Source organism: Micromonospora sp. NBC_01392 (assembly GCF_045040125.1).
Lineage (GTDB): Bacteria > Actinomycetota > Actinomycetes > Mycobacteriales > Micromonosporaceae > Micromonospora.
On record NZ_CP109549.1, the window covers coordinates 1689159 to 1713634 of the forward strand.

Below are 24476 nucleotides of genomic sequence, written 5' to 3' on the forward strand. Positions count from 1 at the left end.
GGCCGGCCCCGGCGGGCGGACACGCCGGACGACCCCGGCGCGTGTCGGTGCGCGCCAGTAGGCTTCCCGACGTGCTGGACACCCTCGACGCCGCCGCGGTGCGCCGCTGGTGCACGAGCGGGCTGGCCGCCCTCCAGCGGCACCAGGGCGAGATCGACGACCTCAACGTCTACCCGGTGCCGGACGGCGACACCGGCACCAACCTGGTGCTCACGCTCACCTCGGCCCAGCAGGCCCTGGCCATGGATCTCGGCACCCTCCCCGACGACGGGCACACCCCGCACGGGCACGCGCTGCGGCTGATGGCCCGCGGCGCGTTGCTCGGCGCGCGGGGCAACTCCGGGGTGATCCTCTCGCAGATCCTGCGCGGCCTCGCGGACGCGCTCGCCGCCGCGCCGGCGGTCCGGGGCCGGCAGCTCGCCGGTGCGCTCGCTGACGCCGCCACCGCCGCCTACGCCGCGGTCGCCCGGCCGGTCGAGGGCACGCTGCTGAGCGTGGTCGCCGCGGCGGCCCGCGCGGCCCAACGGGCGGACAGCGACGACCTGCGCACGGTGGCCGGGGCCGCCGCCGAGGCGGCCACGGACGCGCTGGCCCGCACCCCGGAGCAACTGCCCGAGCTGGCCCGTGCCGGCGTGGTCGACGCCGGCGGGCGCGGGCTGTGCCTGCTGCTCGACGCGCTGGTCGAGGTGATCACCGGGGAGAGCCCCGGCCGGCCGGCCCCCGCGCCGGCCGCGCCGCAACGGCCGGGGGCCGCCGTGCGGGAGACCGGCTCCGACGCGTACGCCTACGAGGTGCAGTACCTCCTCGACGCCACCGAGGAGGCGGTCACGCGGCTGCGCGGCGAGCTGGCCGGGCTCGGCGACTCCCTGGCCGTGGTCGGGGACGGCGACGGCACCTGGAACGTGCACGTGCACGTCAACGACGTCGGGGCCGCCGTGGAGGCGGGCGTGGTCGCCGGCCGGCCGCACCGGATCACGGTGACCCGCTTCGCCGACCACCCCGTTCCGGCGCCCGGCCCGCCGCCGACGCCGTCCGGTGGCCGGGCCGCCGTGGTGGTCGCCACCGGCGCCGGCATCGCCGAGCTGTTCGCCGCCGAGGGCGCGGTGGTGGTGCCGGCCAACCCGTCCACCGGCGAGCTGCTCGACGCGGTCCGGGCCACCGACGCGGCCCGGGTGGTGGTGCTGCCGAACGACCCGAACACGCAGTCGGTGGCGAGCGCGGCGGCCAGGGAGGCGCACCGCCTCGGCATCAAGGTCAGCGTGGTGCCCACCCGTTCCCCGGTGCAGGCGCTCGCCGCGCTCGCCGTCCGCGACCCGAAGCGCCGCTTCGAGGACGACGTGATCGCGATGGCCGAGGCCGCCGGCGCCTGCCGCTACGCCGAGGTCTGCCACGCCGGCCGGGAGGCGCTCACCGTCGCCGGCCCGTGCCGGCCGGGTGACGTGCTGGCCCTGGTGGAGGGCGAGGTGCACCTGATCGGGCAGGATCTGACCGACACCTGCACCGCCGTGGTCGACCGGATGCTCGGCGGCGGCGGCGAGCTGGTCACGCTGCTCTGCGGGGCGGACGCCCCGGCCGGGCTGGCCGACCGCGTCCGCGCGCACGTCGAGCGCGCCTGGCCGTTCGTCGAGGTGCAGGCGTACGAGGGCGGCCAGCCGCACTACCCGCTCCTGCTGGGGGTCGAATGACGAGCGAACCGTCGACGGTGGACACCCCGCTCACGAAGCTGGTCGGGGAGAAGACCGCGAAGGCGCTTGCCGGTCACCTCGACCTGCACACCGCCGGTGACCTGGTCTACCACTTCCCGCGCCGCTACGACGAGCGCGGCGAGCACACCGACATCCGCTCGCTCGACGTGGGGGAGCAGGTCACCGTGCTGGCTCAGGTGCAGCGCACCGCGGTCCGTCCGATGCGCCAGCGGCGCGGCAACCTGCTGGAGGTGACCGTCGGCGACGGTTCCGGCGGCGTGCTGACCTGCACCTTCTTCGGCAACCAGGCGTGGCGGGAGCGGGAGCTGCGACCGGGCCGCTGGGGGCTGTTCGCCGGCAAGGTGACCGAGTTCCGGGGCAAGCGGCAGCTCAACGGCCCGGAGTACGTCCTGCTCGGCGAGGGCGGTGACGGCGAGGCGGCGGCCAACGAGGAGGTCGAGGAGTTCGCCGGCGCGCTGATCCCGGTCTACCCGGCCGCGGCGGCGGTGCCGACCTGGGTGATCGCCCGCTGCGTCCGGGTGGTGCTGGACACGTTCACCCCGCCGGACGACCCGCTGCCGGCCACCCTGCGGGCCACCCGCAACCTGGTCGGCATCGGCGCCGCCCTGCGGGAGATCCACCGGCCGTCCAGCAAGGAGGCGCTCTACCGGGCCCGCCGCCGGCTCAAGTGGGACGAGGCGTTCGCGGTGCAGCTCACCCTGGCGCAGCGCAAGCACCGGGCGGCGGCGTGGCCGGCGCGGGCCCGACCGGCCCGGGCGGGTGGCCTGCTGGACGCGTTCGACGCCCGGCTGCCGTACGAGCTGACCCCCGGCCAGCAGGTGGTCGGGCGGGAGATCGCCGCCGACCTGGCCACCGCGCACCCGATGCACCGGCTGCTCCAGGGCGAGGTGGGCTCCGGCAAGACGGTGGTGGCGCTGCGCGCCATGCTTCAGGTGGTCGACGCCGGCGGTCAGGCCGCGCTGCTCGCCCCGACCGAGGTGCTCGCCGCCCAGCACCACCGCGGCATCCGGGAACTGCTCGGCCCGCTCGGCACGGCGGGTGAGCTGGGCGCCGCCGACGACGCCACCCGGGTGGAGCTGGTCACCGGCTCGCTGGGCGCGGCGGCCCGACGCCGTGCCCTGGCCGAGGTGGCCGAGGGCCGGGCCGGCATCGTGCTCGGCACGCACGCGCTGCTCTACGAGGGTGTCGACTTCGCCGACCTGGGCCTGGTGGTGGTGGACGAGCAGCACCGCTTCGGCGTGGAGCAGCGGGACGCGCTGCGCGCCAAGGCCGAGCAGCCGCCGCACGTGCTGGTGATGACCGCCACCCCGATCCCGCGCACGGTCGCCATGACCGTCTACGGCGACCTGGAGACCTCCACGCTGTCCCAGTTGCCGCAGGGCCGCTCGCCGATCGCCTCGCACGTGGTGCCGGCCGCCGAGAAGCCGGCCTTCCTGGACCGGGCCTGGCGTCGGCTGCGCGAGGAGGTCGGCAAGGGCCATCAGGCGTACGTGGTCTGCCCCCGGATCGGGGACGGCCCGGTCTCCGACGAGGAGGCGCCGCGGGAGGACGACAACGGCCGCCGGCCGCCGCTGGCGGTGACGGAGGTGGCCCCGCTGCTCGCCGACGGGCCGCTGCACGGGCTGCGGATCGGCGTGCTGCACGGGCGGCTGCCGGCCGACGAGAAGGACGCGGTGATGCGTGCGTACGCCGCCGGCGACCTGGACGTGCTGGTGGCGACCACGGTCGTCGAGGTGGGCGTGAACGTGCCCAACGCGACCGTGATGATCGTGCTGGACGCCGACCGGTTCGGTGTCTCCCAGCTGCACCAGTTGCGCGGCCGGGTGGGCCGGGGGTCGGCCGCGGGTCTCTGCCTGCTGGTCACCGAGGCGGCCGAGGGCTCGTCGGCCCGGGAGCGGCTGGACGCGGTGGCCTCCACCACCGACGGGTTCAAGTTGGCCGAGCTCGACCTGGAGCAGCGCCGGGAGGGCGACGTGCTCGGCGCGTCCCAGTCCGGCCGGCGCTCACACCTGCGGTTGCTGTCGCTCCTGCGCGACACCGAGCTGATCCGGGACGCCCGCGCCGAGGCGATCGAGCTGGTCGAGGAGGATCCGGAGCTGGCCCGGCACCCGGCGCTGGCCGCGTCCGTCGCCGCCCTGGTCGACGAGGAGCGTGCCGAATACCTGGAGAAGGGCTGACCCCGCCGGTCAACCCTGTGCGGAGTACGCGGGGGCGCGACGTCCCGGCCGCCCTGTTTCACGGAAATAGTGGCTAACTGGGCCCCGAAGGCCACTCTTTCCGTGAAACAGGCGCGTGAGGCCCGTGAGGTGCTGGGGATGCGAGGGCGCGCCGACCGGGTGGTCGACGCGCCCTCGCGGCGGTGTGGGCGGGTCAGGCGGTGAAGCGGATCCGGCGGCGGCGGGCCACCACGAACAGCACCGCGCCGGCAACCAGCAGCAGCGCGGCGCCACCGGCGATCGCGCCGGCGGCCGGGCCGGTCACCGGCAGGCCGCCGCCCTGGCCGGAGCAGTCCTCCGGCTGGGTGTACGGGACGGTCTCGGCGTCGGCGACCACGTCGTACTTCACGGTGACCTTGAGGCCCCGGTAGGCGTCGAACTCGACCGAGGTGGTCGTGCCCGGCGCGGAGGTGAGCTTCTTGGTGATGCCCTTCTCGGTGGTCAGCGTGGCGGTGAAGGGGATGCCCTTCGCCGGGTTCTCCACGATGAAGGTCATCGAGTCGCAGTCCTGGTCCAGCTTGAAGATCGGCTCCGCCGGCTCGGCCGGGGCGGACGGCGTCGCGGACGGGCTCGGCGGCGTGGAGACGGACGCGGACGGCGTCGGGGTGGGCTGCTCGGGCGACCGGGTCGGCTCCGGCGTGGCGCTCGGCGACGGCGAGCTGGGCGACGGCGACGGGCTCTCCACGACCTCGCAGTCGCGGCTGGGCCGGGCCACCACGGTGCGCTCACCGTCGTGCGACTGCCGGCCCCGCTCCCAGTGCGCCCCGACGGTCAGCTTCAGCTCAGGGACGGCGCCGGTGAACGTGTGGGTCTGGGTGCCGGTCAGCGGCCCCTCGCTCTGCTTCTTCAGCTCCGCGCCGATGCTCAGGCCGCCGGTGATGTCACCGGGCACGGTGGACTCGAGCTTGGTGATGCGGCCGGAGATGTCGGTCTCGCTGCTGGTCACCGACCAGGTGACGGTGACCGTGCCGTCCTTGGTGGCGCAGAAGCTGCCGGACGGTTCGGGGTGGTGGGCCGCGGCCGGGGCGGCCGTGGTGGCGACGCCCGCGAGGCCGATCAGCGCGCCGGCGGTGAGGACGGCGGCACGCCGGAGGTTGAGACGGTTCACGTCTTCTCCTGATGAGGGGAGGTGCGGAGAGAGGTGCGGCGGACGGACCGGAGTCACGCGTCCACGCGGCAACCGGGCAGACCCTAGCGAGATCGACACTGTGGGCGTTACCGCGATCTACGGGTCGTAAAGGGTCCGTTATGAATTCGAGATCATAGATGTACGGGGCGTCACGAGCCGTCGCTCCCGGTGGTCCGCCCGTCCCGTGTCCGCGGTCGCGTAGCGTCGGGGCATGCGGAGGGAACGACGGTGACCCGGATCGTGGCCGGCGCGTTCGGTGGGCGGCGGATCGCCGCGCCGCCCGGCGCCGGCACCCGACCGACCTCGGACCGGGTGCGGGAGGCGCTGTTCAGCGCCGTGCAGGCCGATCTCGACCTGGCCGGGGCGCGCTTCGCCGACCTGTTCGCCGGCTCCGGCGCGGTCGGGCTGGAGGCGCTGTCCCGGGGCGCGGCGCACGTGCTGCTGGTCGAGTCGGACGCCCGGGCCGCCCGGGTGATCCGGGAGAACATCGCCACGCTCCGGGCCGCGCCGGCCGCCCGCCTGGTCACCGGCAAGGTGGCCGGCGTGCTGGCGGCCGGGCCGGACGGCGGGCCGTACGACGTGGTCTTCGCCGACCCGCCGTACGCGGTGCCGGCCGCGGAGATCACCGCGATGCTGGCCGCGCTGGTCGACGGCGACTGGCTCGCCCCGGACGCCCTGGTGGTCGTCGAGCGGTCCCGCCGATCCGGACCGGTCGACTGGGTGGAGGGCGTCACGCCGGAACGCAGTCGCCGCTACGGCGAGACCACCCTTTGGTACGGTCGCCGATCATGAGACGTGCGGTCTGCCCGGGCTCGTTCGACCCGGTCACCAATGGTCACCTCGACATCGTCGGCCGGGCCAGCCGGCTCTTCGACGAGGTGATCGTCGGCGTGCTGGTCAACCAGTCGAAGCAGGGGTTGTTCACGGTCGAGGAGCGGATCAGGATGCTCCGCGAGGTGACCTCCTCGTACGACAACGTCCGGGTGGAGTCGTTCCGCGGCCTGCTCGTCGACTTCTGCCGGGACCAGCAGGCGAGCGTGTTGATCAAGGGCCTGCGGGCGGTCAGCGACTTCGACTACGAGTTGCAGATGGCCCAGATGAACATCGGCCTGGCCGGCGTGGAGACGCTCTTCATGCCGACCAACCCGCTCTACTCCTTCCTCTCCTCCAGCCTGGTCAAGGACGTGGCCAAGTGGGGCGGCGACATCTCCGCCCACGTCCCCGACCTGGTCCGCGAGCAACTCGTAGCCCGCCTCCGCCCCTGACCCGCCGATCTTGCACTTGCGGCCCGGCAGGTGTCCTTTTCGCGCCGGATGTCGGGGCGGAAAGTGCAAGATCAACGGCGGGGGCGTGGCAGGAGCGGAGCGTGGGCGGCGCGCCGGGTGGGCGGGGTGGGGCGGGAGTGGGCGGGGCGCGACATGATGGGGGCAGCGCCGGAACCGGGCGCAGGCCGCATCATGGAGGGCGGCCGACGAAGACAGGAGTGAGGCGCCGGTGGACCCGCTCGATCGCATCGACGAACTGATCGCCATGGTGGAGCAGGCCCGCTCCGTCCCGATGTCGCGCAACAACTGCATGGTCGACCGCGGTGAGATGATCGCCGTGCTCGACGAGCTGCGCGCCGAGCTCCCCGCCGACCTGCGCCGGGCCGCCGCGCTGCTGGAGGAACGGGACAAGATCATGGAGGCCGGCAAGCGCGAGGCCGACCGGATCATCAGCGAGGGTGAGGCGGAACACGCCCGCCTGGTCTCGGTGAACGAGATCACGGTCTCCGCCGAGCACGAGGGCGCCCGGATCATCGGCGAGGCGCGGGCCGAGGCGCAGCGCCTCCGCGAGGAGGTGGACGACTACGTCGACACCGCGCTGGCCAACTTCGAGCAGTTCCTCACCAGGGCGTTGGCCTCGATCGAGCGCGGCCGGGACAAGATGCACGCGCTGCGTGAGATCGGCACCTTCGCGGGGGACGAGGCCGACCGCCCGCTACCCTTCTGAGCGGCGCACGGGCCGGTCGCCGACAGCCGGCTGCCGCCGGACCGGGGCGGACACGCCCCCGGTTCGACGGTCCGCCCCCCTGCCAGGTAACCTTTTTTGTCGGCCTCTCACCGGCCGGAGTCTGACTATGCCCAAACATTCGCCACGCCAACTCGACCCCAGGGCGCCGCTGGTCCTCGACACGAGGGACCTGCCGCGTCGCCCTGGCGCGTTGCGTACGCACCGGCGGGTCGTGACGGCACCGGCGGACCTCGGCGTCGAGTTGATCGGCGTGCCGGCGGGCACGGACCTCGACCTCGACCTGAGGTTGCAGTCGGTGTCCGAGGGCGTGCTCGTCTCCGGGACCGTCACCGGCCCCGTCAAGGGCGAGTGCGGTCGCTGCCTCCGTGAGATCGACGACTCGGTGGTCGTGAACGTCCAGGAGCTGTACGCGTACGAGGACAGCACCACGGACGAGACGACCGACGAGGACGAGGTGGGCCGGATGCAGGGCGATCTGATCGACCTGGAGCCGGCGTTGCGGGACGCGGTGGTGCTCGCGCTGCCGACCAACCCGCTCTGCCGGGAGGACTGCCCAGGGCTGTGCCCCGAGTGTGGGGTGCACTGGGACGATCTGCCGGCCGACCACAGTCACCAGCAGGTCGACCCGCGTTGGGCGGGCCTGTCGCAACTGACCCGTACAGAGGAGTAGGAACCGTGGCCGTCCCCAAGCGCAAGATGTCGCGCAGCAACACCCGCGCCCGCCGGGCGAACTGGAAGGCCACGGCGGTGTCGACCGTTGCCTGCCCGCAGTGCAAGTCGCCGAAGCTGCCGCACGCCGCCTGCTCCGTCTGCGGCACGTACAACGGCCGCCAGGTTCTCGAGGTCTGACCTGGACGCCGAGTGACGCCCCCGACCACCGGTCGGGCGGCGCGCGCACCACGGCTCACGCCCGGTGCCCCGGCTCCCTCCGCCGCCGGCCGTTCCCCGGCCGGCGGGCCGACGGAGCCGGGCACCGCGCGGATCGCCGTCGACCTCCTCGGCGGGGACGATGCTCCCGCCGTCGTGGTTGACGGCGCTCTGCGGGCGGTGCGCGCCGACCCTGACCTGCGCCTGATGCTCGTCGGCCCGACCGAGGTGGCCGACGGGCTGATCGCTGCGCTCGACCCGGCGCACCGCGCCCGGGTCACGGTCCGCCCGGTGCGGGCCGCCGTCGGCATGGCCGACCATCCGACCGCCGCACGCGGCGAGAGCACGGTACGCACGGCCGTGCAGGCCGTCCACGACGGGCTCGCCGACGCCGTGGTCTCCGCCGGCTCGACCGGAGCCACCGTCACCGCCGCCGCGCTCGGCCTGGGCCGCTGGACCGGGGTACGCCGACCCGCGCTGGTCGCCACGCTGCCGGCGGTCGCCGGGCCGGTGGTCCTGCTGGACGTCGGCGGCACACTCGAACCCGGCCCCGCCACGCTGGTCCGGCACGCCGTCCTCGGCGCCGCCTACGCGGCGGTGGCGCACGGCGTCGTCGCGCCCCGGGTGGGCCTGCTCTCCGTCGGCCACGAGGCCGGCAAGGGGGACCGCCTGCGCCGGGCCGCCGATCCGGCGCTGGCCGCCGTGCCACTGCCCTGCGGCGCCCGCTACGTCGGCCTCGTCGAGGGCTACGACCTCTCGCTGGGCGGTCGCGCCGACGTGGTGGTGACCGACGGCTTCACCGGCAACGTCCTGCTGAAGGCCATCGAGGGCGCGTACGCCATGGCCGGTGGGCCGCCGGTCAGCGGCGGTGCGCCGCGCGCGGCGGCCCTGCTCGGGGTGGCCGGCACGGTGGTGGTGTGCCACGGCGCGGCCGGCCCCGACGACATCGCCTCGGGCATCGCGCTGGCCGCCCACCTCTGGCGTCGCGACGCCGCCGGCACGGTCCGTGCCCTGCTCGCCGAGATCCCGCACGATCCCGCACCTGACCGCAACGACACCGAGGTAGCACCATGACCAACGACAAGCGGCGGCGTGCTCCCGTCGGCCTCCTCGAGGCGGCCTTCGGGGTGTCGCTCGACCCGGAGCTGCTGGAACGCGCCCTGACCCACCGCTCGTACGCGTACGAGAACGGCGGGCTGCCCACCAACGAGCGGCTGGAGTTCCTCGGCGACTCGGTCCTCGGCGTGGTGATCACCACCGCGCTCTTCCACAACCACCCGGACCTGCCCGAGGGGCAGTTGGCGAAGCTGCGGGCCAGCGTGGTCAACATGCGCGCGCTGGCCGACGTGGCGCGTGGCCTGGGCCCGGACGGGCTGGGCGCGTACCTCCTGCTCGGCAAGGGCGAGGAGGCCACCGGCGGTCGGGACAAGGCGAGCATCCTGGCCGACACGCTGGAGGCGCTGCTCGGCGCCATCTACCTCCAGTACGGCCTGGACACCGCCGCCATCGTGATCCACCGCCTCTTCGACCCGCTGATGGCGGAGTCGGCCGGGCGGGGCGCGGCACTGGACTGGAAGACCAGCCTCCAGGAGTTGACCGCCGCGCTGGGGCTGGGCGTGCCGGAGTACCGGATCGAGGGCACCGGACCGGACCACCTGAAGACGTTCACCGCCTGGGTGGTGGTGGCCGGCAACCGGTACGGCGGCGCGGAGGGGCGCAGCAAGAAGGAGGCCGAGCAGCGGGCCGCCGAGTCGGCCTGGCGGATGCTCACCGAGCAGGCGGAGGCGACCGCGCGGGCGGAGGCCGAGGCGCGGGCCGAGGCCGAGGCGCGGGCGGCGGCCGAGGCCGGGGTGACCGAGGCCGGGGCGGCGGTCGACCCGGAGGACGCCGAGGCGGGCGCCGGCCGTGCCTGAGCTGCCCGAGGTCGAAACCGTCCGGCAGGGGCTGGCCGAGTGGGTGGTCGGCCGACGGATCAGCGCCGTCGAGGTGCGCCATCCCCGGGCGGTACGCCGGCACGCGCCGGGCGGCGCGCACTTCGCCGACGTGCTGGCCGGCCGGACGATCACCGACGTCCGCCGCCGGGGCAAGTATCTCTGGCTGCCGCTGGACAGCGGGGACGCGGTGATCGGCCACCTGGGCATGTCCGGGCAGTTGCTGCTGCAACCGGTCGGCGCGGCCGACGAGCTGCACCTGCGGGTCCGGTTCCGGTTCGCCGACGACGGCCCGGAGCTGCGCTTCGTCGACCAGCGCACGTTCGGCGGGCTGTCCGTCTCCGACGGCGGGGCGGAGCTGCCGGCCGAGATCGCGCACATCGCCCGGGACCCGATGGACCCGGAGTTCTCCGACGACGCGTTCGTGGCCGCGTTGCGCCGCCGGCGTACGGAGGTCAAGCGGGCGCTGCTCGACCAGACGCTGATCTCCGGCGTGGGCAACATCTACGCCGACGAGGCGCTGTGGCGGGCGAAGTTGCACGGCGCCCGGCCGACCGACGCGCTGACCCGGCCGGCGGCGCTGCGGCTGCTCGGCCACGTGCGGGACGTGCTCGGCGAGGCGATCAAGCAGGGCGGCACCAGCTTCGACGAGCTGTACGTGAACGTCAACGGCGAGAGCGGCTACTTCGACAGGTCGTTGAACGCGTACGGCCGGGAGGGCGAGCCCTGCCCGCGCTGTGGCGCGCCGATCCGGCGGGAGGCGTTCATGAACCGTTCCTCCTACAGTTGCCCGCGCTGCCAGCCGCGTCCCCGGGGCACCCTCCGGGGATGACCCCGAGCCGGTTCGGGGTTGCGCCGGTGTGCTGCGCCGGAGCGGGCCCGGGGGCCCGCCGCGACGTACCCTGAAATGTCCTTTTCCGCCCGACCGGCGCGGCCGGTTCCGGCCGCCTGGTAGGGCCAGCCCTATCGGGGAGGAGCCGGGGCCGTTCCCCGATGTCCGGGCTCCGTCGGCTGCCTAGCGTCTCCAGACGTCGGCACGGGGCCGACGGCTGGAGGGGGACCCGGATATGGGCAGGCGACCGGTGACCGTGCGGGTGGCACGGTGGAGTGCGGAGCATCCGTGGCGGGCCATCGCGCTGTGGGTGGTGTTCGTGGCGGTGTGCTTTCTCGGCGGCAACGCCGCCGGGCTGAACGAGGCCACCGACGCGGATCAGGCGATCGGCGAGTTCGGGCGGGCCGAGCTGATCGTCGACGACGGCGGCTTCCACCGGGCGGCCACCGAGAACGTGCTGATCACCGCGCGGTCGGGCCCGCTCGACCCGGCCGCGGCGAAGGCCGCCGCCCAGGCCGCCGCGGACCGGCTGCGGCAGGTCGAGGGCGTCGCGTCGGTGGGTACGCCGATGCCGTCCCGGGACGGGAGCGCGCTGCTGCTGCCGATCACCATGTCCGGCGACCCGGAGACCGCCGGGGACCGGGTGGGGCCGCTGCGGGACGCCACCGCCGGCGTGCAGGCGGCCCATCCGGGGTTGCGGGTGGAGGAGGTCGGCGGCCCGTCGATCGACAAGGCGCTCGACGACACGCTCGGCAAGGACTTCAAGCGGGCCGAGCTGCTCAGCCTGCCGGTGACGCTGGCCATCCTGATCATCGCGTTCGGCGCGTTGATCGCCGCCGGCGTGCCGGTGCTGCTCGCGCTCTCCTCGGTGGCCGCCGCGATGGGCCTCTCCACGCTCGCCTCGCACCTGGTGCCGGCCACCGACACCACGGCCAGCGTGATCCTGCTGATCGGCATGGCGGTGGGCGTCGACTACTCGCTGTTCTACGTGCGGCGTGAGCGCGAGGAACGGGCGAAGGGGCGGTCCGGCCTGGACGCGGTGGAGGTCGCGGCGGAGACCTCCGGGCACGCCGTGGTGGTCTCCGGCACGGCCGTGATCATCGCGATGGCCGGGCTGCTGCTCGCCCAGGACGCGATCTTCTCGTCGCTGGCGGTCGGCTCGATCCTGGTGGTCGCGGTGGCGGTGCTCGGCTCGCTGACCGTGCTGCCGGCGCTGCTGGCCAAGCTGGGCCGGTGGGTGGACCGGCCCCGGGTGCCGCTGCTCTGGCGGCTCACCACCCCGCGTCCCGGGCGGCGTCCCCGCTTCTGGCCGGCGGTGCTCCGGCCCGCGCTGCGCGCGCCGGTGGCCACCCTGCTGGTGTCGGTGGCGCTGCTGCTCGCCCTGGCCGCGCCCGCGTTGGGCATGAAGCTGAAGTTCCCCGGGACCGAGGACGTGCCGCGCACCACGGCGGCCATGCAGGCGTACGACCGGCTCGCGGCGGCCTTCCCGAGCAACGGCACCAGCCACACGGTGGCTGTGCGGGCGCCCGCCGACCAGGCCGACCGGGTGCGGGCCGCGCTCACCGGGCTGGCCGCCCGCACCGGCGCCGACCCGCTCTTCGCGCCGGCCGAGGGGGACGGCCCGGAGATCCGGGTGTCGACGGACCGGCGGGTGTCGGTGCTGGAGGTGGCCACCCCGTTCGCCAGCCGCTCGGACGAGGCGTCCCGCTCGCTGCACGAGCTGCGTGACGACCTGGTGCCGGCCGCCCTGGACGGCGTTCCCGGCGTGGAGTACGCGGTCGGCGGCGGGGTGGCCGCCAGCGAGGACTACGCCGACCACATCTGGGCGAAGCTGCCGGTGGTCGCGGCGTTCGTGCTGGCGCTGACGTTCCTGGTGATGGCCTGGACGTTCCGGTCGGTGGTGGTGGCGCTCACCTCGATCCTGCTGAACCTGCTCTCCGTCGCCGCCGCGTACGGGCTGCTGGTGCTGGTCTTCCAGAGCGACTGGGCGGAGGGGCTGCTCGGGTTCACCTCGATGGACGCGATCGTCACCTGGCTGCCGCTGTTCCTGTTCGTGGTGCTGTTCGGGCTCTCCATGGACTACCACGTCTTCGTGGTCAGCCGGATTCGCGAGGCGGTGGACCGGGGCATGCCCAACCGGGAGGCGGTGGCGTACGGGATCACGTCCTCGGCGCCGGTGGTGACCAGCGCGGCGATCGTGATGGTCGGGGTCTTCTCGATCTTCGCCACGCTCAGCATGATCGACTTCAAGCAGCTCGGCATCGGGCTGGCGGCGGCGATCCTGCTGGACGCCACGATCATCCGCGCGGTGGTGCTGCCGTCGGTGATGACGCTGCTGGGCGACGCGAACTGGTGGGCGCCGCGGTTCCTGCGCCGCCGGGTGGCCGCCCCGCCGGCCGAGCCGCCCGCGCCGGCGCCGGAGCTGGTCGGCGCCCGCTGACCGAAGGGGGCCGGATCGTCCGATCCGGCCCCCGTCCGGCCCTTCAGCGCGCTCCCACCCGGCACCCAGCCCACGCCCAGCCGGACACCGCTGGACAGGATTAACGCGCCGAACAGCGGGGCATCTGGGCGGCCATGGATGAACAGCTCTCGCCGGAGGCGCTTACTTCCGCCCCGGCTCCCGAATCCCTCCGGCGGGCGTCATGAGCACCGACGTGTCGACCGGCACCGTCCGGACCAACGTCCCGGCCCGCCTCGACCGGCTGCCGTGGTCCCGCTGGCACTGGATGATCGTGATCGGTCTCGGGACGGTGTGGATCCTCGACGGTCTCGAGGTGACCATCGTCGGCAACCTGTCCGGGAAGCTGGCCGAGCCGGGCAGCGGTCTGGACATCACCCAGAGCCAGGTCACCGGCCTGGCCGCCGCGCTCTACGTGGCCGGCGCGTGCACCGGCGCGCTCTTCTTCGGCTGGCTCACCGACCGGTTCGGCCGCAAGAAGCTGTTCCTGCTGACGCTGGGGCTCTACCTGGTGGCCACCGCGCTCACCGCGCTCTCGTTCGACACCTGGTGGTTCTTCCTGTTCCGGTTCCTCACCGGCATGGGCATCGGCGGTGAGTACGCGGCCATCAACTCGGCCATCGACGAGCTGATCCCGGCCCGCCATCGCGGCCGGATCGACATCATCATCAACGGCACGTTCTGGCTCGGCGCGGCGGTCGGCGCGCTGCTGACCGTACCGCTGCTCAACGGCCTGCCGACCAACCTCGGCTGGCGGGTGGCGTTCGGCCTGGGCGCGGTGCTCGGCGTGGTGATCCTGCTGGTCCGCCGGCACGTGCCGGAGAGCCCACGCTGGTTGTTCATCCACGGTCGGGCGGACGAGGCGAACCACCTCGTCGACTCGGTCGAGGCCGAGGTGGAACGGGAGACTGGCAAGGACCTTGTCGAGGCCGACAACTACATCGAGATCCGGCAGCGGAAGAGCACGAACTTCCTGGAGATCGCGAAGACGCTGTTCCGCCGCTACCCGAAGCGCGCCACGCTGGGCTTCTCGCTCTTCATCGGGCAGGCGTTCCTCTACAACGCGATCACGTTCGGCTTCGCCCAGATCCTGGAGACCTTCTTCGACGTCCCGCCCGGCAACAGCGGCTACTACTTCGCGGTCATCGCGGTCGGCAACCTGCTCGGCCCGCTGCTGCTCGGCAGGCTGTTCGACACGGTCGGCCGGGTGCCGATGATCGCCGGCTCGTACATCGGCTCCGGCGTGCTGCTGCTCGGCACCGCCTGGCTGTTCCACTCCGGCGTGCTCAGCGCGGTGACCATGACCGCCTGCTGGTGCGTGGTGCTCTTCTTCGCCTCGGCGGGGGCCAGCGCGGCGTACCTGACGGTCAGCGAGATCTTCCCGATGGAGACCCGGGCCATGGCGATCGCGTTCTTCTACGCGATCGGCACCGCCGCCGGTGGCATCACCGGCCCGCTGCTCTTCGCCAAGCTGGTCGGCAGCGGCCAGGTCGGCGACACCGTGATCGCGTTCGTCATCGGCGCCACCATCATGATCATCGGTGGTCTGGTGGAGCTGGCGCTCGGCGTCAAGGCGGAAGGCAAGTCCCTGGAGGACCTGGCCACCCCGCTCAGCGCCGAGCACCCCGACCTGCCGTCGCAGCGCGGCGCCGACAGCGCCCCGGCCAAGGTCTCCGGCGCCTCCGGCTGACGAACCGTCGCCTGGCACCGCCCCCGGCCGCAACCGGCCGGGGGCGGTGCCGTGGTGAGGCATCAGCCGAAGAGGGCGCCGGGGATGTCGGCGTAGAAGAGCGCGGGATCGCGGGAGAGCGACGCCTTGACATTGGCGGTGGGCCGGTCGGCGATCACTTCGAGCTGGCCCGCTTCCAGGCCGTCCAGCGCCAGCGCGACCACCTCGTGCGGCGGGAGTTTGGGGATGTCCACGCTGGCCATCATGTCGGTGTCGGCGATGGCCAGGGCCAGGGCGGTGACCTGGGTCTTCTGGCCGGCCAACTCCAGCCGGACACCGTTGGTGAGAGACCATTCCGCCGCCTTGGAGGCGGCGTAGCCGTTGCTGCTGGGGGCGAAGGCGTACCAGCTCAGCGCGGAGATGACGGTCAGGATCGCGCCACCGGCAAGTCTCGGGGCGAAGGCCCGGGTGACGTTGAGGGTGCCCCAGAAGTTGGTGTCGAACTCGCGGCGGATGTTGTCGGTGGACGGCCCGAGCAGTGGCGCGTCCGTGGAGATGCCGGCGTTGTTGATGAGAATGTCGAGGTCGCCCACCTCGGCCGCCGCGGCGTCGATGGACGCCGCGTCGGTGACGTCCAGCCGGAGGGGCACGGCGCCGGGAACGGTGATCTGGTCGGGGCGGCGCGCGGTCGCGTAGACGGTGTCGGCGCCGCGGGCGAGGAGAGCTTCGACGAAGGCCTTGCCGAGCCCGCGGTTCGCGCCCGTTACGAGGGCCTTTGTGCCGTTGATCTGCATGCCGCTACCCTAGAACCTCACGTTGACGTCAGAGGCAAGCATTGCGAGGTGGGTCACGTGCGGATCGGGGAGTTGGCGACCCGCACCCGGGTGAGCGTTCGCGCGCTGCGGTACTACGAGGAACAGGGGTTGCTCGCCTCGACGCGGAGCGAGAGCGGACAGCGGCGGTACGGGGACGCCGCCGTCAACCGGGTGCGGCTGATCCAGCAGTTGTACGGCGCGGGCCTGTCCAGCAGGACGATCGCGGAGCTCCTGCCGTGCGTCGACGCCAAGGTCAGTACGCCGGAGTCGCGCGCCCGGCTCGCGGCGGAGCGGGACCGGATCAACGCGCAGATCGCCGAGCTGACCATCGCCCGGGACCGGCTCGACGACATCATCGACCTGACGTCGAGGCCGAACCCGGAGTGCGACCACTGATGAGCCGGGGTCAGGGCGGCGCGCAGGGCTCACGCCAGGCGTCGAGGGCGCGGTCCTTGCGCATCGACGCGAAGCCGTAACCGACCGAGGTGACGCAGAACGTGGCCGGCTCGCCGACGTACTCGACGTGGAAGACCGGCTTGTGCGCGTCGACGAACGGCAGCAGCTTCGCGCACTCGCGTCGGCGGACGCACTCCTGGTTGACCGCGAAGTCGAAGTCGGGCGCCAGCGCCGCCACCTGCGTCACGTCGTCGACCAGGCCGGGGGAGAGGTCGAACCGTCGGGCCAGCCCGGCCAGCCGACGGTTGAACAGCACCTGCTCGTCGAAGCCGAGCGGAAAACCGGAGCGGTGCCGGAAGCCGTCCACGTCGGACAGCGCCACCGCGCCGAAGCCCTTGCCCCGGCAGAGCCGGAACCGGTCGGCCAGCACCGGCTCCAGCGAGTCCCAGCGCCGGACGTCCAGGAACCGGCTACCGGGCCGACCCGGCACCGCCGCGCCGCGCACCGCGGCCGGGAAGCGGGCGGCGTCCGGGTCGCCTGTCGCGTACGTGCCGACCCGGACCTGACAGACCAGCCGGCGCCCCCTGGCCCGCAGCGCGGCGGTCTCGGTCGAGGTGGTGACGACCGGGTCGAGGAGGAAGACGTCCGCCGCGACCGAGACGTCGACCGGGCCGGTGAGCTGCCACTGCCACGCCCAGCGACGGGCCAGCGCGGCCGGCCACGAGGTGGGGGCGCCGGGCGGCGGCGTGAGCTGGTCCCGGCAGCCCGGGAGCGGGGCGAGCAGCAGCGCGGTCAACGCCAGCGCCACGCCCCGGCGCGGTCCCCGTCGGCGGACGCGGACCGGCCGGGAGCGCGGCCCGGCGTACGCCGGCCGGATCCGCATCGACAGCTCCCCGGACGCGGGCGGCCCGACGCCGCCTCCGACCGGTCAACGAGCGCCGGCCCGGTCACGACGCGCCGGTCAGCGCGGGGTGCCGAAGTCCTGCGTCCAGTACGGCCCGTTGCTGCGTGCCACGCCCACCCCGATCTCGGTGAACGAGCAGTTCAGGATGTTGGCCCGGTGGCCGGGGGAGTTCATCCAGGCGTCCATGACCGCGGCCGGGCTCTGCTGGTTCCAGGCGACGTTCTCGCCGTACGCCCGCCAGGCGTAGCCGGCCCGGTCGAGCCGCTGCCCGACGTCGCTGCCGTCGCTGCCGTCGTGCGTCATGGTCTTGTGGTCGGCCTGGTCCTGGCTGTGCCGCTGGGCGGCGAGCGTCAACTTGGAGTCGACGCCGAGCGCCTTGCAGCCGGCCTTGGCCCGCTCCTGGTTGACCAGGTCGACGACCTGCTGCAACTCGGCGCTGAGCCCACCCGAGGAGGTGGTCCGGGCGGTGGTGCCGCTCGGCGCGCTGCTGCGCTCCTGCTGGCGCGACGGGGCGGTGGTCCGGCTCGGCTTCGGCGCGACCTTCCTCGTCGGGCTCGGCTTGGCGGTGGTCGGCGCGGTGGACGGGCTGGCGGACGCCGAGCCGGAGGCGGACGCGTCCGCGGCGGGCGTGGCGTCGGACTCCCCGGTCGGCGACCCGGCGGCGGCCACCGGCGCGTCCACGGCGGCCCGCTCGGCCGGCCCGTCGTCGCCGGGCAGCAGCACCGCGCCCACGCCCAGGCTCACCACGAGGGTGGCCGCGGCGGCGGCGCCACCGATCACGAACGGACGGGACAGTCGCCGCTTCGGCCGGCGCCGGTCGTCGTCGGCCGGGGTGTCGGTCACCGGCCGCCAGGCGGCGGTGGGCTGCTCCCACCCGCCGGCCGGCTCCTCGCCGTTCCAGCGGTCCCGGCCCGCCGGGTAGCTGTCGCCCGGCGCGTACGGCGCCCGGGAGTCGTACGCCGGCTGCGCCTGGGCGTGGCCGGGCCGGTCGTGGCCGGGCGCGGCGGCGGGCCCGTAGCCGGGCTGGTCGTAGCGGGACCGGTCGTAGCCGGCGGGCTGGTCGTAGCGGGACTGGTCGTAGCCGGCGGGCTGGTCGTGGCCGGGCGCGGCGGCGGGGCCGTGACCCGGGTGCGCGGCCGGGCCGTACCCCGGCTGGTCGCCGTGGCCGTAGCCGGCGGGCGAGCCGTGCCCCGGCTCGGCCGGGTGGCCCCAGCCCGGGTGCGCCTCGGTGGCGTCGGCCGGGCCGTGGCCGGGCCGGGCGGTGTCGCCGTAGCGGCCGGCGTCGAGGGTGGGCGGCAGGTGGCCGGCGGGCGGCTGCCCGGACTCGTCCCCGAAGAGGTACGACGACCGCGGCTCGGGCCGGTCGGTGAGCCACGCCGGACCCTGGTCGGTCGGCGGCTCCGGGCGCCGGGAGGCGTCGTCCGGGTCGATCGGGTCGGTCCAGCGGTACACGCCTGTCGCCTCCACGGGTCGGTTGCGGGCCGGGGTGACGCTACGGGCGCGGCCCGAGCAGCGGCAACGTGGCTAAGAAAGAGTTAAGGCGAACCGGGCGGGAAGGGGGAGGTGTTCCCAGACACCCGGGCGTACAGTGAAGGCGTCCGGACAGAGCGTGTCCGCGCCCTTTGTGGCAGCCCCCCGGTGAGTGGCCCGGCCGACGTGGAGATGATCTACGGCCTGCGGCAACTTGACGAAGGAGGGGGGTTCGGCTCAATATGTAGGTGTCGCCAGTCGCGCCCAGCCATGTCCCGATACACAGCGGGAATGGCAGCCGCGAACATCATGGGCGCGCGTTGGCCGGCCTTTCCGGCAGCGCATATCGAGGAGTTCAGCATGGCGAAGGCCCTCTACGGCCACGTAGGTGCAGCGTCCGACCGGCGTCTGCTCGACGAGGTCACCCGACTGCGAGCCAGGGTTCAGGCACTGGAATTCGAGATCACGCGTCTGCGCGCCGAGAACGATCGGCTCGCGGCGGCGGCAGCGGAGGCCGACGACCTCCTCCGTCTCGCCGAGCCCGCGCTGACCTGAGTTCCAGTTGTCAGAAAACTGAATCGCACCACACCGAAAAGCGCGCCGACACACTTCAGTGCCGGCGCGCAGCCATGTGCGTACCCTTTCCGCAATTATCGATCTTGCGAGGCGTTCCGGAATTGCGCCGGCGGAAACCGGGTGGGTCGCGTGCCGGCGGCGTCCCGGTCGCGGGTTAGTCTGCGGGTTCACCAGGTCCGCGGCTCCGGCGACGGTACGGCGGCCACCGGACGAGGATCGAGAAGGTGCATCTCAAGAGCCTGACGGTGAAGGGCTTCAAGTCCTTCGCCTCCGCCACGACGTTGAAGCTGGAGCCCGGGATCACCTGCGTGGTCGGTCCGAACGGCTCCGGCAAGTCCAACGTCGTCGACGCCATCGCCTGGGTGCTCGGCGAGCAGGGCGCCAAGGCGCTGCGCGGCGGCAAGATGGAGGACGTCATCTTCGCCGGCACCGCCGGACGGGCCCCGCTGGGCCGGGCCGAGGTCACCCTCACCATCGACAACACCGACGGCGCGCTGCCGATCGAGTACACCGAGGTCTCCATCACCCGCCGGATGTTCCGCTCCGGCGAGAGCGAGTACGAGATCAACGGCGACTCCTGCCGCCTGCTCGACATCCAGGAGCTGCTCTCCGACTCGGGCATCGGCCGGGAGATGCACATCATCGTCGGGCAGGGCCGGCTCGACGGCATGCTGCACGCCAAGCCGGAGGACCGGCGGTCGTTCATCGAGGAGGCGGCCGGCGTCCTCAAGCACCGCAAGCGCAAGGAGAAGGCGCTGCGGAAGCTCGACGCGATGCAGGTGAACCTCAACCGGCTCACCGACCTCACCGCCGAGCTGCGCCGCCAGCTCAAGCCGCTGGGCCGGCAGGCCGAGGTGGCCCGGCGGGCCGCCGCCATCCAGGCCAACCTGCGCGACGCCCGGCTCCGGCTGCTCGCCGACGACCTGCACACGCTGCGGACCACGCTGGACAAGGAGATCGCCGACGAGACCGCGCTGCGCGAGCGGCGCGAGCAGATCGAGGGCGAGCACGGCGAGGTGCAGGGCCGCCTCGGTGAGCTGGAGGCGGCGCTGGCCGAGGACGCCCCGCTGCTCGCGGCGGCCCAGGACACCTGGTACAAGCTCTCCGCGTTGCAGGAGCGGTTCCGGTCCATCGAACAGCTCGCCCGGGAGCGCCTGCGGCACCTCAGCGCCACCGGCGACGACGAGCGGCCCGGCCGCGACCCGGAGCAACTCGAGGCGGAGTCGCGGCGGGTCCGCGAGCAGGAGGAGGAACTGCGCGCCGCGCTCACCGACGACCAGATCCGGCTCGCCGAGGCGGTCGAGCACCGGCAGGAGCTGGAACGGCAGCTCGCCGCCGCCGAACGGGAGCTGGTGGCCGCCGCCAAGGCCATCGCCGACCGGCGCGAGGGGCTGGCCCGGCTGACCGGCCAGGTGAACTCCGCCCGGGCGCGGACCACGAGCGCCGGCGAGGAGATCGAACGGCTCGCCGCCGCGCACGCCGACGCGCTGGGCCGCGCCGAGAAGGCGCAGGCCGACCTGGACGCGGTCGCCGAGCAGTCCACCGAGGCGGACCGGGACAACGCCGACCTGGACGCCCGGCACGCCGAGGCGGTGGCCGCGCACGAGCGGGCCCAGGCGACCGTGCGCGGTCTCGTCGACGCCGAGCGGGCCGCCGAGAAGGACGCCGCCACCTGGAAGGCCCGCGAGGAGGCGCTCGCGCTCGGCCTGCGCCGCAAGGACGGCGCCGGGGCGCTGCTGGCCCGCGCCGATCAGGTGCCCGGCCTGCTCGGCAGCCTCGCCGGGCTGCTCACCGTGGCCCCCGGCGACGAGGCGGCGCTCGCCGCCGCGCTGGGTGGGCTCGCCGACGCGGTCGCGGTCACCGGCGTGGACGAGGCCGTCGAGGCGATGCGGCTGCTCAAGATCTCCGACGCCGGCCGGGCCGGGCTGCTGGTCGGCAGCCCCGCCGGGCCCGGCATGGACGGCTCGGCGGACGCGCTGCGCCCGAAGCTGCCCGAGGGCGCCCGCTGGGCGCCCGACCTGGTGGAGTGCGCGGCCGGGATCCGTCCGGCCGTGCACCGGGCGCTGCGGGACGTGGCGCTCGTCGACGACCTGGCCGCCGCCGCCGAGCTGGTCGCCGCGAACCCGGAGCTGCGCGCGGTCACCCCGGACGGCGACGTGGTCGGGGCGTACGCGGCGGCCGGCGGGTCGGCCAAGGCACCCAGCTTCATCGAGGTGCAGGCCGCGGTCGAGGAGGCCCGCACCAACCGGGCCACCGCCGAGCACACCGCGGCCGAGCTGCGGGAACAACTGGTCGAGGCGCGGGCCGAGGTGACCGCCGCGAAGGAGGCCGTGCAGCACGCCGCCGCCGCGAAGCGGGAGGCGGAAAGCCACCGCAACGCCGCCGCCCGACGCCTCGCCGAGCTGGGCGCGGCCGCCCGGTCGGCCAAGGCGGAGACGGACCGGCTCGGCGACTCCCGGGCCCGCGCCGAGGCGGCCCGGGAGCGGGACCTGACGGCCCTGGCCGAGCTGGCGGAGCGGCTGCGGCTGGCCGAGGTCACCCCGATCGACGCCGAACCGTCGACCGAGGAACGCGACCAGCTCGCCGCCATGGTGCCGCCGGCCCGGCAGAACGAGATGGAGGTCCGGCTCGCGGTGCGTACCGCCGAGGAGCGGGTCTCCTCGATCGCCGGCCGGGCCGACTCGCTGGCCCGGCAGGCGACCGCCGAACGCGCCGCGCGGGAGCGCGCGGCGGCCCGCCGCGCGGCCCGCACCCGCGGCGCGGAGATCGCCCGCGCCGTGGTCGGCGGCGCCCGCGAGGCGCTCACCCGGCTCACCGTCTCGCTCGCCCGGGCCGAGGAGCACCGGGACGCCGTCGCCCGCGAGCGCGCCGCCCGCGAGGCCGAGCTGTCCGAGGTACGCGGCGCGGCCAAGCGCCTCGCCGCCGAGCTGGAGCGGCTCACCAGCCAGGTGCACCGGGACGAGGTGGCCCGCGCCGAGCAGCGGATGCGCATCGAGCAGTTGGAGGCGAAGGCCGCCGAGGACTTCGGTCTGGACGTGCCCACGCTGGTCGCCGAGTACGGCCCGGCGCAGCTCGTGCCACCGACCGACGCGGACGTCGCGCAGGCCGAGAAGGACGGCCGGCCGGTGCCCGACCCGGTCCGCTACGAGCGGCCGGCGCAGGAGAAGCGGGCCGCCAAGGCGGAACGGGAACTGGCCCTGCTCGGCAAGGTGAACCCGCTCGCGCTGGAGGAGTTCGCCGCGCTGGAGGAGCGCTTCAAGTTCCTCTCCGAGCAGCTGGAGGACCTCAAGGCCACCCGGCGGGACCTGCTCACCGTGGTCAAGGACGTGGACGACCGGATCCTGGAGGTCTTCGCCAGCGCGTTCGAGGACACCGCCCGGGAGTTCGAGCAGGTCTTCACCGTGCTCTTCCCCGGTGGCGAGGGCCGGCTGGTGCTCACCGACCCGGAGGACCTGCTCACCACCGGCGTCGAGGTCGAGGCCCGGCCGCCGGGCAAGAAGATCAAGCGGCTCTCGCTGCTCTCCGGCGGCGAACGGTCGCTGACCGCGGTGGCCATGCTGGTGGCGATCTTCCGCGCCCGGCCCAGCCCGTTCTACATCATGGACGAGGTGGAGGCGGCGCTCGACGACGTCAACCTGGGCCGGCTGATCACGCTGATGGCACAGTTGCGGGAGAAGAGCCAGCTGATCGTCATCACCCACCAGAAGCGGACCATGGAGATCGCCGACGCGCTCTACGGCGTGACGATGCGCAGCGGCGTGACCCAGGTGATCAGCCAGCGGCTCAACCGAGCCGGGGACGACGGGCAGGAGACAGACGAGTGAGTCGGGAACGCGCCACGGCGCTCCTGGTGGATTTCGACGGCGTGCTGCGCCGCTGGGACCCGGCGGTGGCCGCCGGCGTCGAGCGGGAGTACGGGCTCACCGAGGGGGTCCTCGGCGAGATCGCGATGTCCTGGGGGCTGCTCCAACCGGTGCTCACCGGCCGGATGAGCCACGCCGCGTGGATGGCGAGCGTGGCGGACGCGCTGACCCCGTCGGTCGGTGACCCGGCCCGGGCCCGCGCGGCGGTCGAGGCGTGGCAGCGCTACCGCGGGGAGGTGGACCCCGACGTGCTCGCGTTCGTCCGCGAGGTGCGGGCGGCCGGCATCCGGGTCGGGTTGGGCACCAACGCCACCGACCTGCTCGACGCCGACCTGGCCGCGCTGGACCTGACCGACGAGCTGGACGTGGTGGTCAACTCCTCGGTGATCGGTGTGCACAAACCGGCGAAGGAGTACTTCCAGGCCGCCTGCGCGGCGCTGGACACGCCGCCGGGCCGGGTGCTCTTCGTCGACGACCAGGACCGCGCGGTGGCCGGCGCCCGGGTCGCCGGCCTCTCCGCGCACCGGTGGAGCGGGCCGGCCGACCTGCGCTACCTGCGCGCCGCGCTGGCGTACTGAGCCGGGGTCCGGATCAGCTCCCGGTGACGCCGTCGATGCGTTCCCGGATCAGGTCGGCGTGGCCGTTGTGCCGGGCGTACTCCTCGATCATGTGCACGTAGACCCAGCGGAGGCTGATCTCGTTGAACCCGTCGCCGTCGCGGCGGCGGTGCGAGAAGGTGTGCTCCAGCGGCAGGTCGGCCACCGCCCGGTCGGCCGCCTCGATCTCGGCGGCCAACGTGGCGAGCGCCTCGGCCGGGTCGGCGTCGGCGATGTCGTTGAGGTCGGCGTCCGGGTCCTTGTCGTAGTCGTACATGTCGGGCAGTTCCAGGCCGGCGGCGCGGACCCGGAACCACCAGCGCTCCACGTCGGCCATGTGCCGGACCAGGCCGAGCAGGGTCAGCCCGGAGGGCTCGACGCTGCGGGTGCGCAGTTGCTCGGCGGTCAGCCCGGCGCACTTGAGGCGCAGGGTGTCGCGGTGGTTGTCCAGCCAGCCCTGGAGCATGGCGCGTTCGTCGGCGACGAAGGGCTCGTGGCGGCGGTCGATCTCGGGTGCGGTCCAGGTTGTCATCCCGGCGATGTTAAGAGGGGGCCCGGGTACAACGCGAGGCGTTAAAAGGGGGCCCCTCCTTACCGGGTCAGAACGTCTCGTTGAACCGGTGCATCAGGCGGGCGAACGCGGCCACGTCCTCGGCCGGCCAGCTCTCCAGCGACCGCCGGATCTGCCCGAGCCGGGCCGCCCGCGCCGCGTCGAACCGCCGGGTGCCCTCCTCGGTGAGGCTGAGCTGGGCGGCCCGCCGGTCGGTCGGGTCCGGGTCGCGACGCACCAGGCCCAGCGTCTCCAGGCCGCCGATCTGCCGGCTCAGCGTGCCCTTGCCGATGCCCAGCTTCACCGCCAGGTCGGTGAGCCGGATCTGACCGGAGCGGCGCAGCCAGAGCAGCAACCCGTAGGCGTTCGGCTCCAGGTTCGGGTGGACCTCGCGGGCGATCTCCCAGGACAGCGCCCGGCCGCGGCGCAGCAGCGCGGTCAACTCGTGTTCCACGGCCCGCAGCGTCTCGTCCACGGTCAGAGGG

General features: G+C 74.1%; 22 protein-coding genes. 16 read left to right on the forward strand and 6 right to left on the reverse strand.

All coding sequences use genetic code 11. The features are described 5' to 3' along the window. The first annotated feature begins 71 nt into the window (after positions 1–71). Both OG767_RS07945 and recG read left to right on the forward strand, forming a co-directional pair. Positions 72–1685 carry a DAK2 domain-containing protein gene (locus OG767_RS07945; RefSeq protein ID WP_405092825.1) on the forward strand — a complete coding sequence of 538 codons (1614 nt, stop codon included), beginning with the start codon at positions 72–74 and terminating at the stop codon, positions 1683–1685. Beyond that, on the forward strand, positions 1682–3883 hold the full coding sequence (gene recG / locus OG767_RS07950; protein WP_405092826.1) for an ATP-dependent DNA helicase RecG: 2202 nt from the start codon (positions 1682–1684) through the stop codon (positions 3881–3883). The genes OG767_RS07945 and recG overlap by 4 nt, the downstream gene beginning before the upstream one ends. Before the next feature lie 193 nt (positions 3884–4076). Here the strand turns inward: recG and OG767_RS07955 are convergent, their stop codons facing one another. After that, positions 4077–5030, reverse strand: coding sequence for a cell wall anchor protein (locus OG767_RS07955; protein ID WP_405092827.1), 954 nt, complete (start codon positions 5028–5030; stop codon positions 4077–4079). Positions 5031–5279: 249 nt separating this feature from the next. On the opposite strand from OG767_RS07955, the gene rsmD reads away from it, so the two are divergent. The 10 genes from rsmD (at position 5280) to OG767_RS08005 (ending at position 14842) form a co-directional block, all read left to right on the forward strand. Further along, positions 5280–5843, forward strand: a complete 564-nt coding sequence (gene rsmD, locus OG767_RS07960) for a 16S rRNA (guanine(966)-N(2))-methyltransferase RsmD (RefSeq protein WP_405092828.1) — start codon at positions 5280–5282, stop codon at positions 5841–5843. Continuing rightward, positions 5840–6316 (forward strand): pantetheine-phosphate adenylyltransferase, encoded by a 477-nt coding sequence (gene coaD / locus OG767_RS07965; protein WP_405092829.1) that lies wholly within the window; start codon positions 5840–5842, stop codon positions 6314–6316. The genes rsmD and coaD overlap by 4 nt, the downstream gene beginning before the upstream one ends. A gap of 229 nt (positions 6317–6545) precedes the next feature. Then, on the forward strand, positions 6546–7043 hold the full coding sequence (locus OG767_RS07970; RefSeq protein WP_107156119.1) for a hypothetical protein: 498 nt from the start codon (positions 6546–6548) through the stop codon (positions 7041–7043). A 127-nt stretch (positions 7044–7170) separates the two neighbouring features. Then, positions 7171–7734, forward strand: coding sequence for a YceD family protein (locus OG767_RS07975; protein ID WP_405092830.1), 564 nt, complete (start codon positions 7171–7173; stop codon positions 7732–7734). 5 nt (positions 7735–7739) lie between these two features. Continuing rightward, a complete protein-coding gene (gene rpmF, locus OG767_RS07980; RefSeq protein WP_107156117.1) occupies positions 7740–7913 on the forward strand; it encodes a 50S ribosomal protein L32 in 174 nt (57 codons plus the stop codon). Between the two features lie 132 nt (positions 7914–8045). Further along, on the forward strand, positions 8046–9005 hold the full coding sequence (locus OG767_RS07985; RefSeq protein WP_405094157.1) for a phosphate acyltransferase PlsX: 960 nt from the start codon (positions 8046–8048) through the stop codon (positions 9003–9005). Next, complete coding sequence (rnc, locus tag OG767_RS07990) at positions 9002–9844, forward strand: ribonuclease III (RefSeq protein ID WP_405092831.1); 843 nt, start codon at positions 9002–9004, stop codon at positions 9842–9844. The genes OG767_RS07985 and rnc overlap by 4 nt, the downstream gene beginning before the upstream one ends. Continuing rightward, a complete protein-coding gene (gene mutM, locus OG767_RS07995; protein WP_405092832.1) occupies positions 9837–10694 on the forward strand; it encodes a bifunctional DNA-formamidopyrimidine glycosylase/DNA-(apurinic or apyrimidinic site) lyase in 858 nt (285 codons plus the stop codon). The genes rnc and mutM overlap by 8 nt, the downstream gene beginning before the upstream one ends. Before the next feature lie 235 nt (positions 10695–10929). Beyond that, positions 10930–13134 carry an MMPL family transporter gene (locus OG767_RS08000; RefSeq protein WP_405092833.1) on the forward strand — a complete coding sequence of 735 codons (2205 nt, stop codon included), beginning with the start codon at positions 10930–10932 and terminating at the stop codon, positions 13132–13134. A gap of 202 nt (positions 13135–13336) precedes the next feature. Continuing rightward, on the forward strand, positions 13337–14842 hold the full coding sequence (locus OG767_RS08005) for an MFS transporter (RefSeq protein ID WP_405092834.1): 1506 nt from the start codon (positions 13337–13339) through the stop codon (positions 14840–14842). 62 nt (positions 14843–14904) lie between these two features. Here the strand turns inward: OG767_RS08005 and OG767_RS08010 are convergent, their stop codons facing one another. After that, complete coding sequence (locus OG767_RS08010; RefSeq protein ID WP_405092835.1) at positions 14905–15615, reverse strand: SDR family oxidoreductase; 711 nt, start codon at positions 15613–15615, stop codon at positions 14905–14907. 57 nt (positions 15616–15672) lie between these two features. On the opposite strand from OG767_RS08010, the gene OG767_RS08015 reads away from it, so the two are divergent. Beyond that, positions 15673–16032 carry a MerR family transcriptional regulator gene (locus OG767_RS08015; protein ID WP_405094158.1) on the forward strand — a complete coding sequence of 120 codons (360 nt, stop codon included), beginning with the start codon at positions 15673–15675 and terminating at the stop codon, positions 16030–16032. 10 nt (positions 16033–16042) lie between these two features. On the opposite strand, the gene OG767_RS08020 is transcribed toward OG767_RS08015, so the two are convergent. Continuing rightward, positions 16043–16915, reverse strand: coding sequence for an endo alpha-1,4 polygalactosaminidase (locus tag OG767_RS08020; RefSeq protein ID WP_405092836.1), 873 nt, complete (start codon positions 16913–16915; stop codon positions 16043–16045). 78 nt (positions 16916–16993) lie between these two features. Continuing rightward, entirely contained in the window at positions 16994–18388 is a 1395-nt protein-coding gene (locus OG767_RS08025) for a CAP domain-containing protein (protein ID WP_405092837.1), read from the reverse strand. Positions 18389–18766: 378 nt separating this feature from the next. Between OG767_RS08025 and OG767_RS08030 the strand changes: the two genes are divergently transcribed. The 3 genes from OG767_RS08030 to OG767_RS08040 all read left to right on the forward strand — a co-directional run bounded on the left by OG767_RS08030 (position 18767) and on the right by OG767_RS08040 (position 23423). Beyond that, a complete protein-coding gene (locus OG767_RS08030) occupies positions 18767–18961 on the forward strand; it encodes a hypothetical protein (protein ID WP_107156252.1) in 195 nt (64 codons plus the stop codon). 245 nt (positions 18962–19206) lie between these two features. Next, positions 19207–22806: a chromosome segregation protein SMC gene (gene smc / locus OG767_RS08035; RefSeq protein ID WP_405092838.1), complete on the forward strand. Its 3600-nt coding sequence runs from the start codon at positions 19207–19209 to the stop codon at positions 22804–22806. Next, positions 22803–23423: an HAD-IA family hydrolase gene (locus tag OG767_RS08040; RefSeq protein ID WP_281935730.1), complete on the forward strand. Its 621-nt coding sequence runs from the start codon at positions 22803–22805 to the stop codon at positions 23421–23423. Before smc ends, OG767_RS08040 begins: the two co-directional genes overlap by 4 nt. 13 nt (positions 23424–23436) lie before the next feature. Here the strand turns inward: OG767_RS08040 and OG767_RS08045 are convergent, their stop codons facing one another. Continuing rightward, on the reverse strand, positions 23437–23973 hold the full coding sequence (locus OG767_RS08045) for a DinB family protein (RefSeq protein WP_405092839.1): 537 nt from the start codon (positions 23971–23973) through the stop codon (positions 23437–23439). A 67-nt stretch (positions 23974–24040) separates the two neighbouring features. Continuing rightward, on the reverse strand, positions 24041–24466 hold the full coding sequence (locus OG767_RS08050) for a MarR family winged helix-turn-helix transcriptional regulator (protein WP_107156104.1): 426 nt from the start codon (positions 24464–24466) through the stop codon (positions 24041–24043). Positions 24467–24476 lie beyond the last annotated feature (10 nt).

Excerpts from the sequence above, each read along its gene's own strand:
- OG767_RS08005 (WP_405092834.1), top strand. The coding sequence starts at position 13,337 with ATGAGCACCGACGTGTCGACCGGCACCGTCCGGACCAACGTCCCGGCC.
- OG767_RS08045 (WP_405092839.1), bottom strand. The coding sequence starts at position 23,973 with ATGACAACCTGGACCGCACCCGAGATCGACCGCCGCCACGAGCCCTTC.
- coaD (WP_405092829.1), top strand. The coding sequence starts at position 5,840 with ATGAGACGTGCGGTCTGCCCGGGCTCGTTCGACCCGGTCACCAATGGT.
- rnc (WP_405092831.1), top strand. The coding sequence starts at position 9,002 with ATGACCAACGACAAGCGGCGGCGTGCTCCCGTCGGCCTCCTCGAGGCG.
- OG767_RS08000 (WP_405092833.1), top strand. The coding sequence starts at position 10,930 with ATGGGCAGGCGACCGGTGACCGTGCGGGTGGCACGGTGGAGTGCGGAG.
- recG (WP_405092826.1), top strand. The coding sequence starts at position 1,682 with ATGACGAGCGAACCGTCGACGGTGGACACCCCGCTCACGAAGCTGGTC.
- OG767_RS07975 (WP_405092830.1), top strand. The coding sequence starts at position 7,171 with ATGCCCAAACATTCGCCACGCCAACTCGACCCCAGGGCGCCGCTGGTC.
- OG767_RS08020 (WP_405092836.1), bottom strand. The coding sequence starts at position 16,915 with ATGCGGATCCGGCCGGCGTACGCCGGGCCGCGCTCCCGGCCGGTCCGC.
- OG767_RS08030 (WP_107156252.1), top strand. The coding sequence starts at position 18,767 with ATGGCGAAGGCCCTCTACGGCCACGTAGGTGCAGCGTCCGACCGGCGT.
- OG767_RS08010 (WP_405092835.1), bottom strand. The coding sequence starts at position 15,615 with ATGCAGATCAACGGCACAAAGGCCCTCGTAACGGGCGCGAACCGCGGG.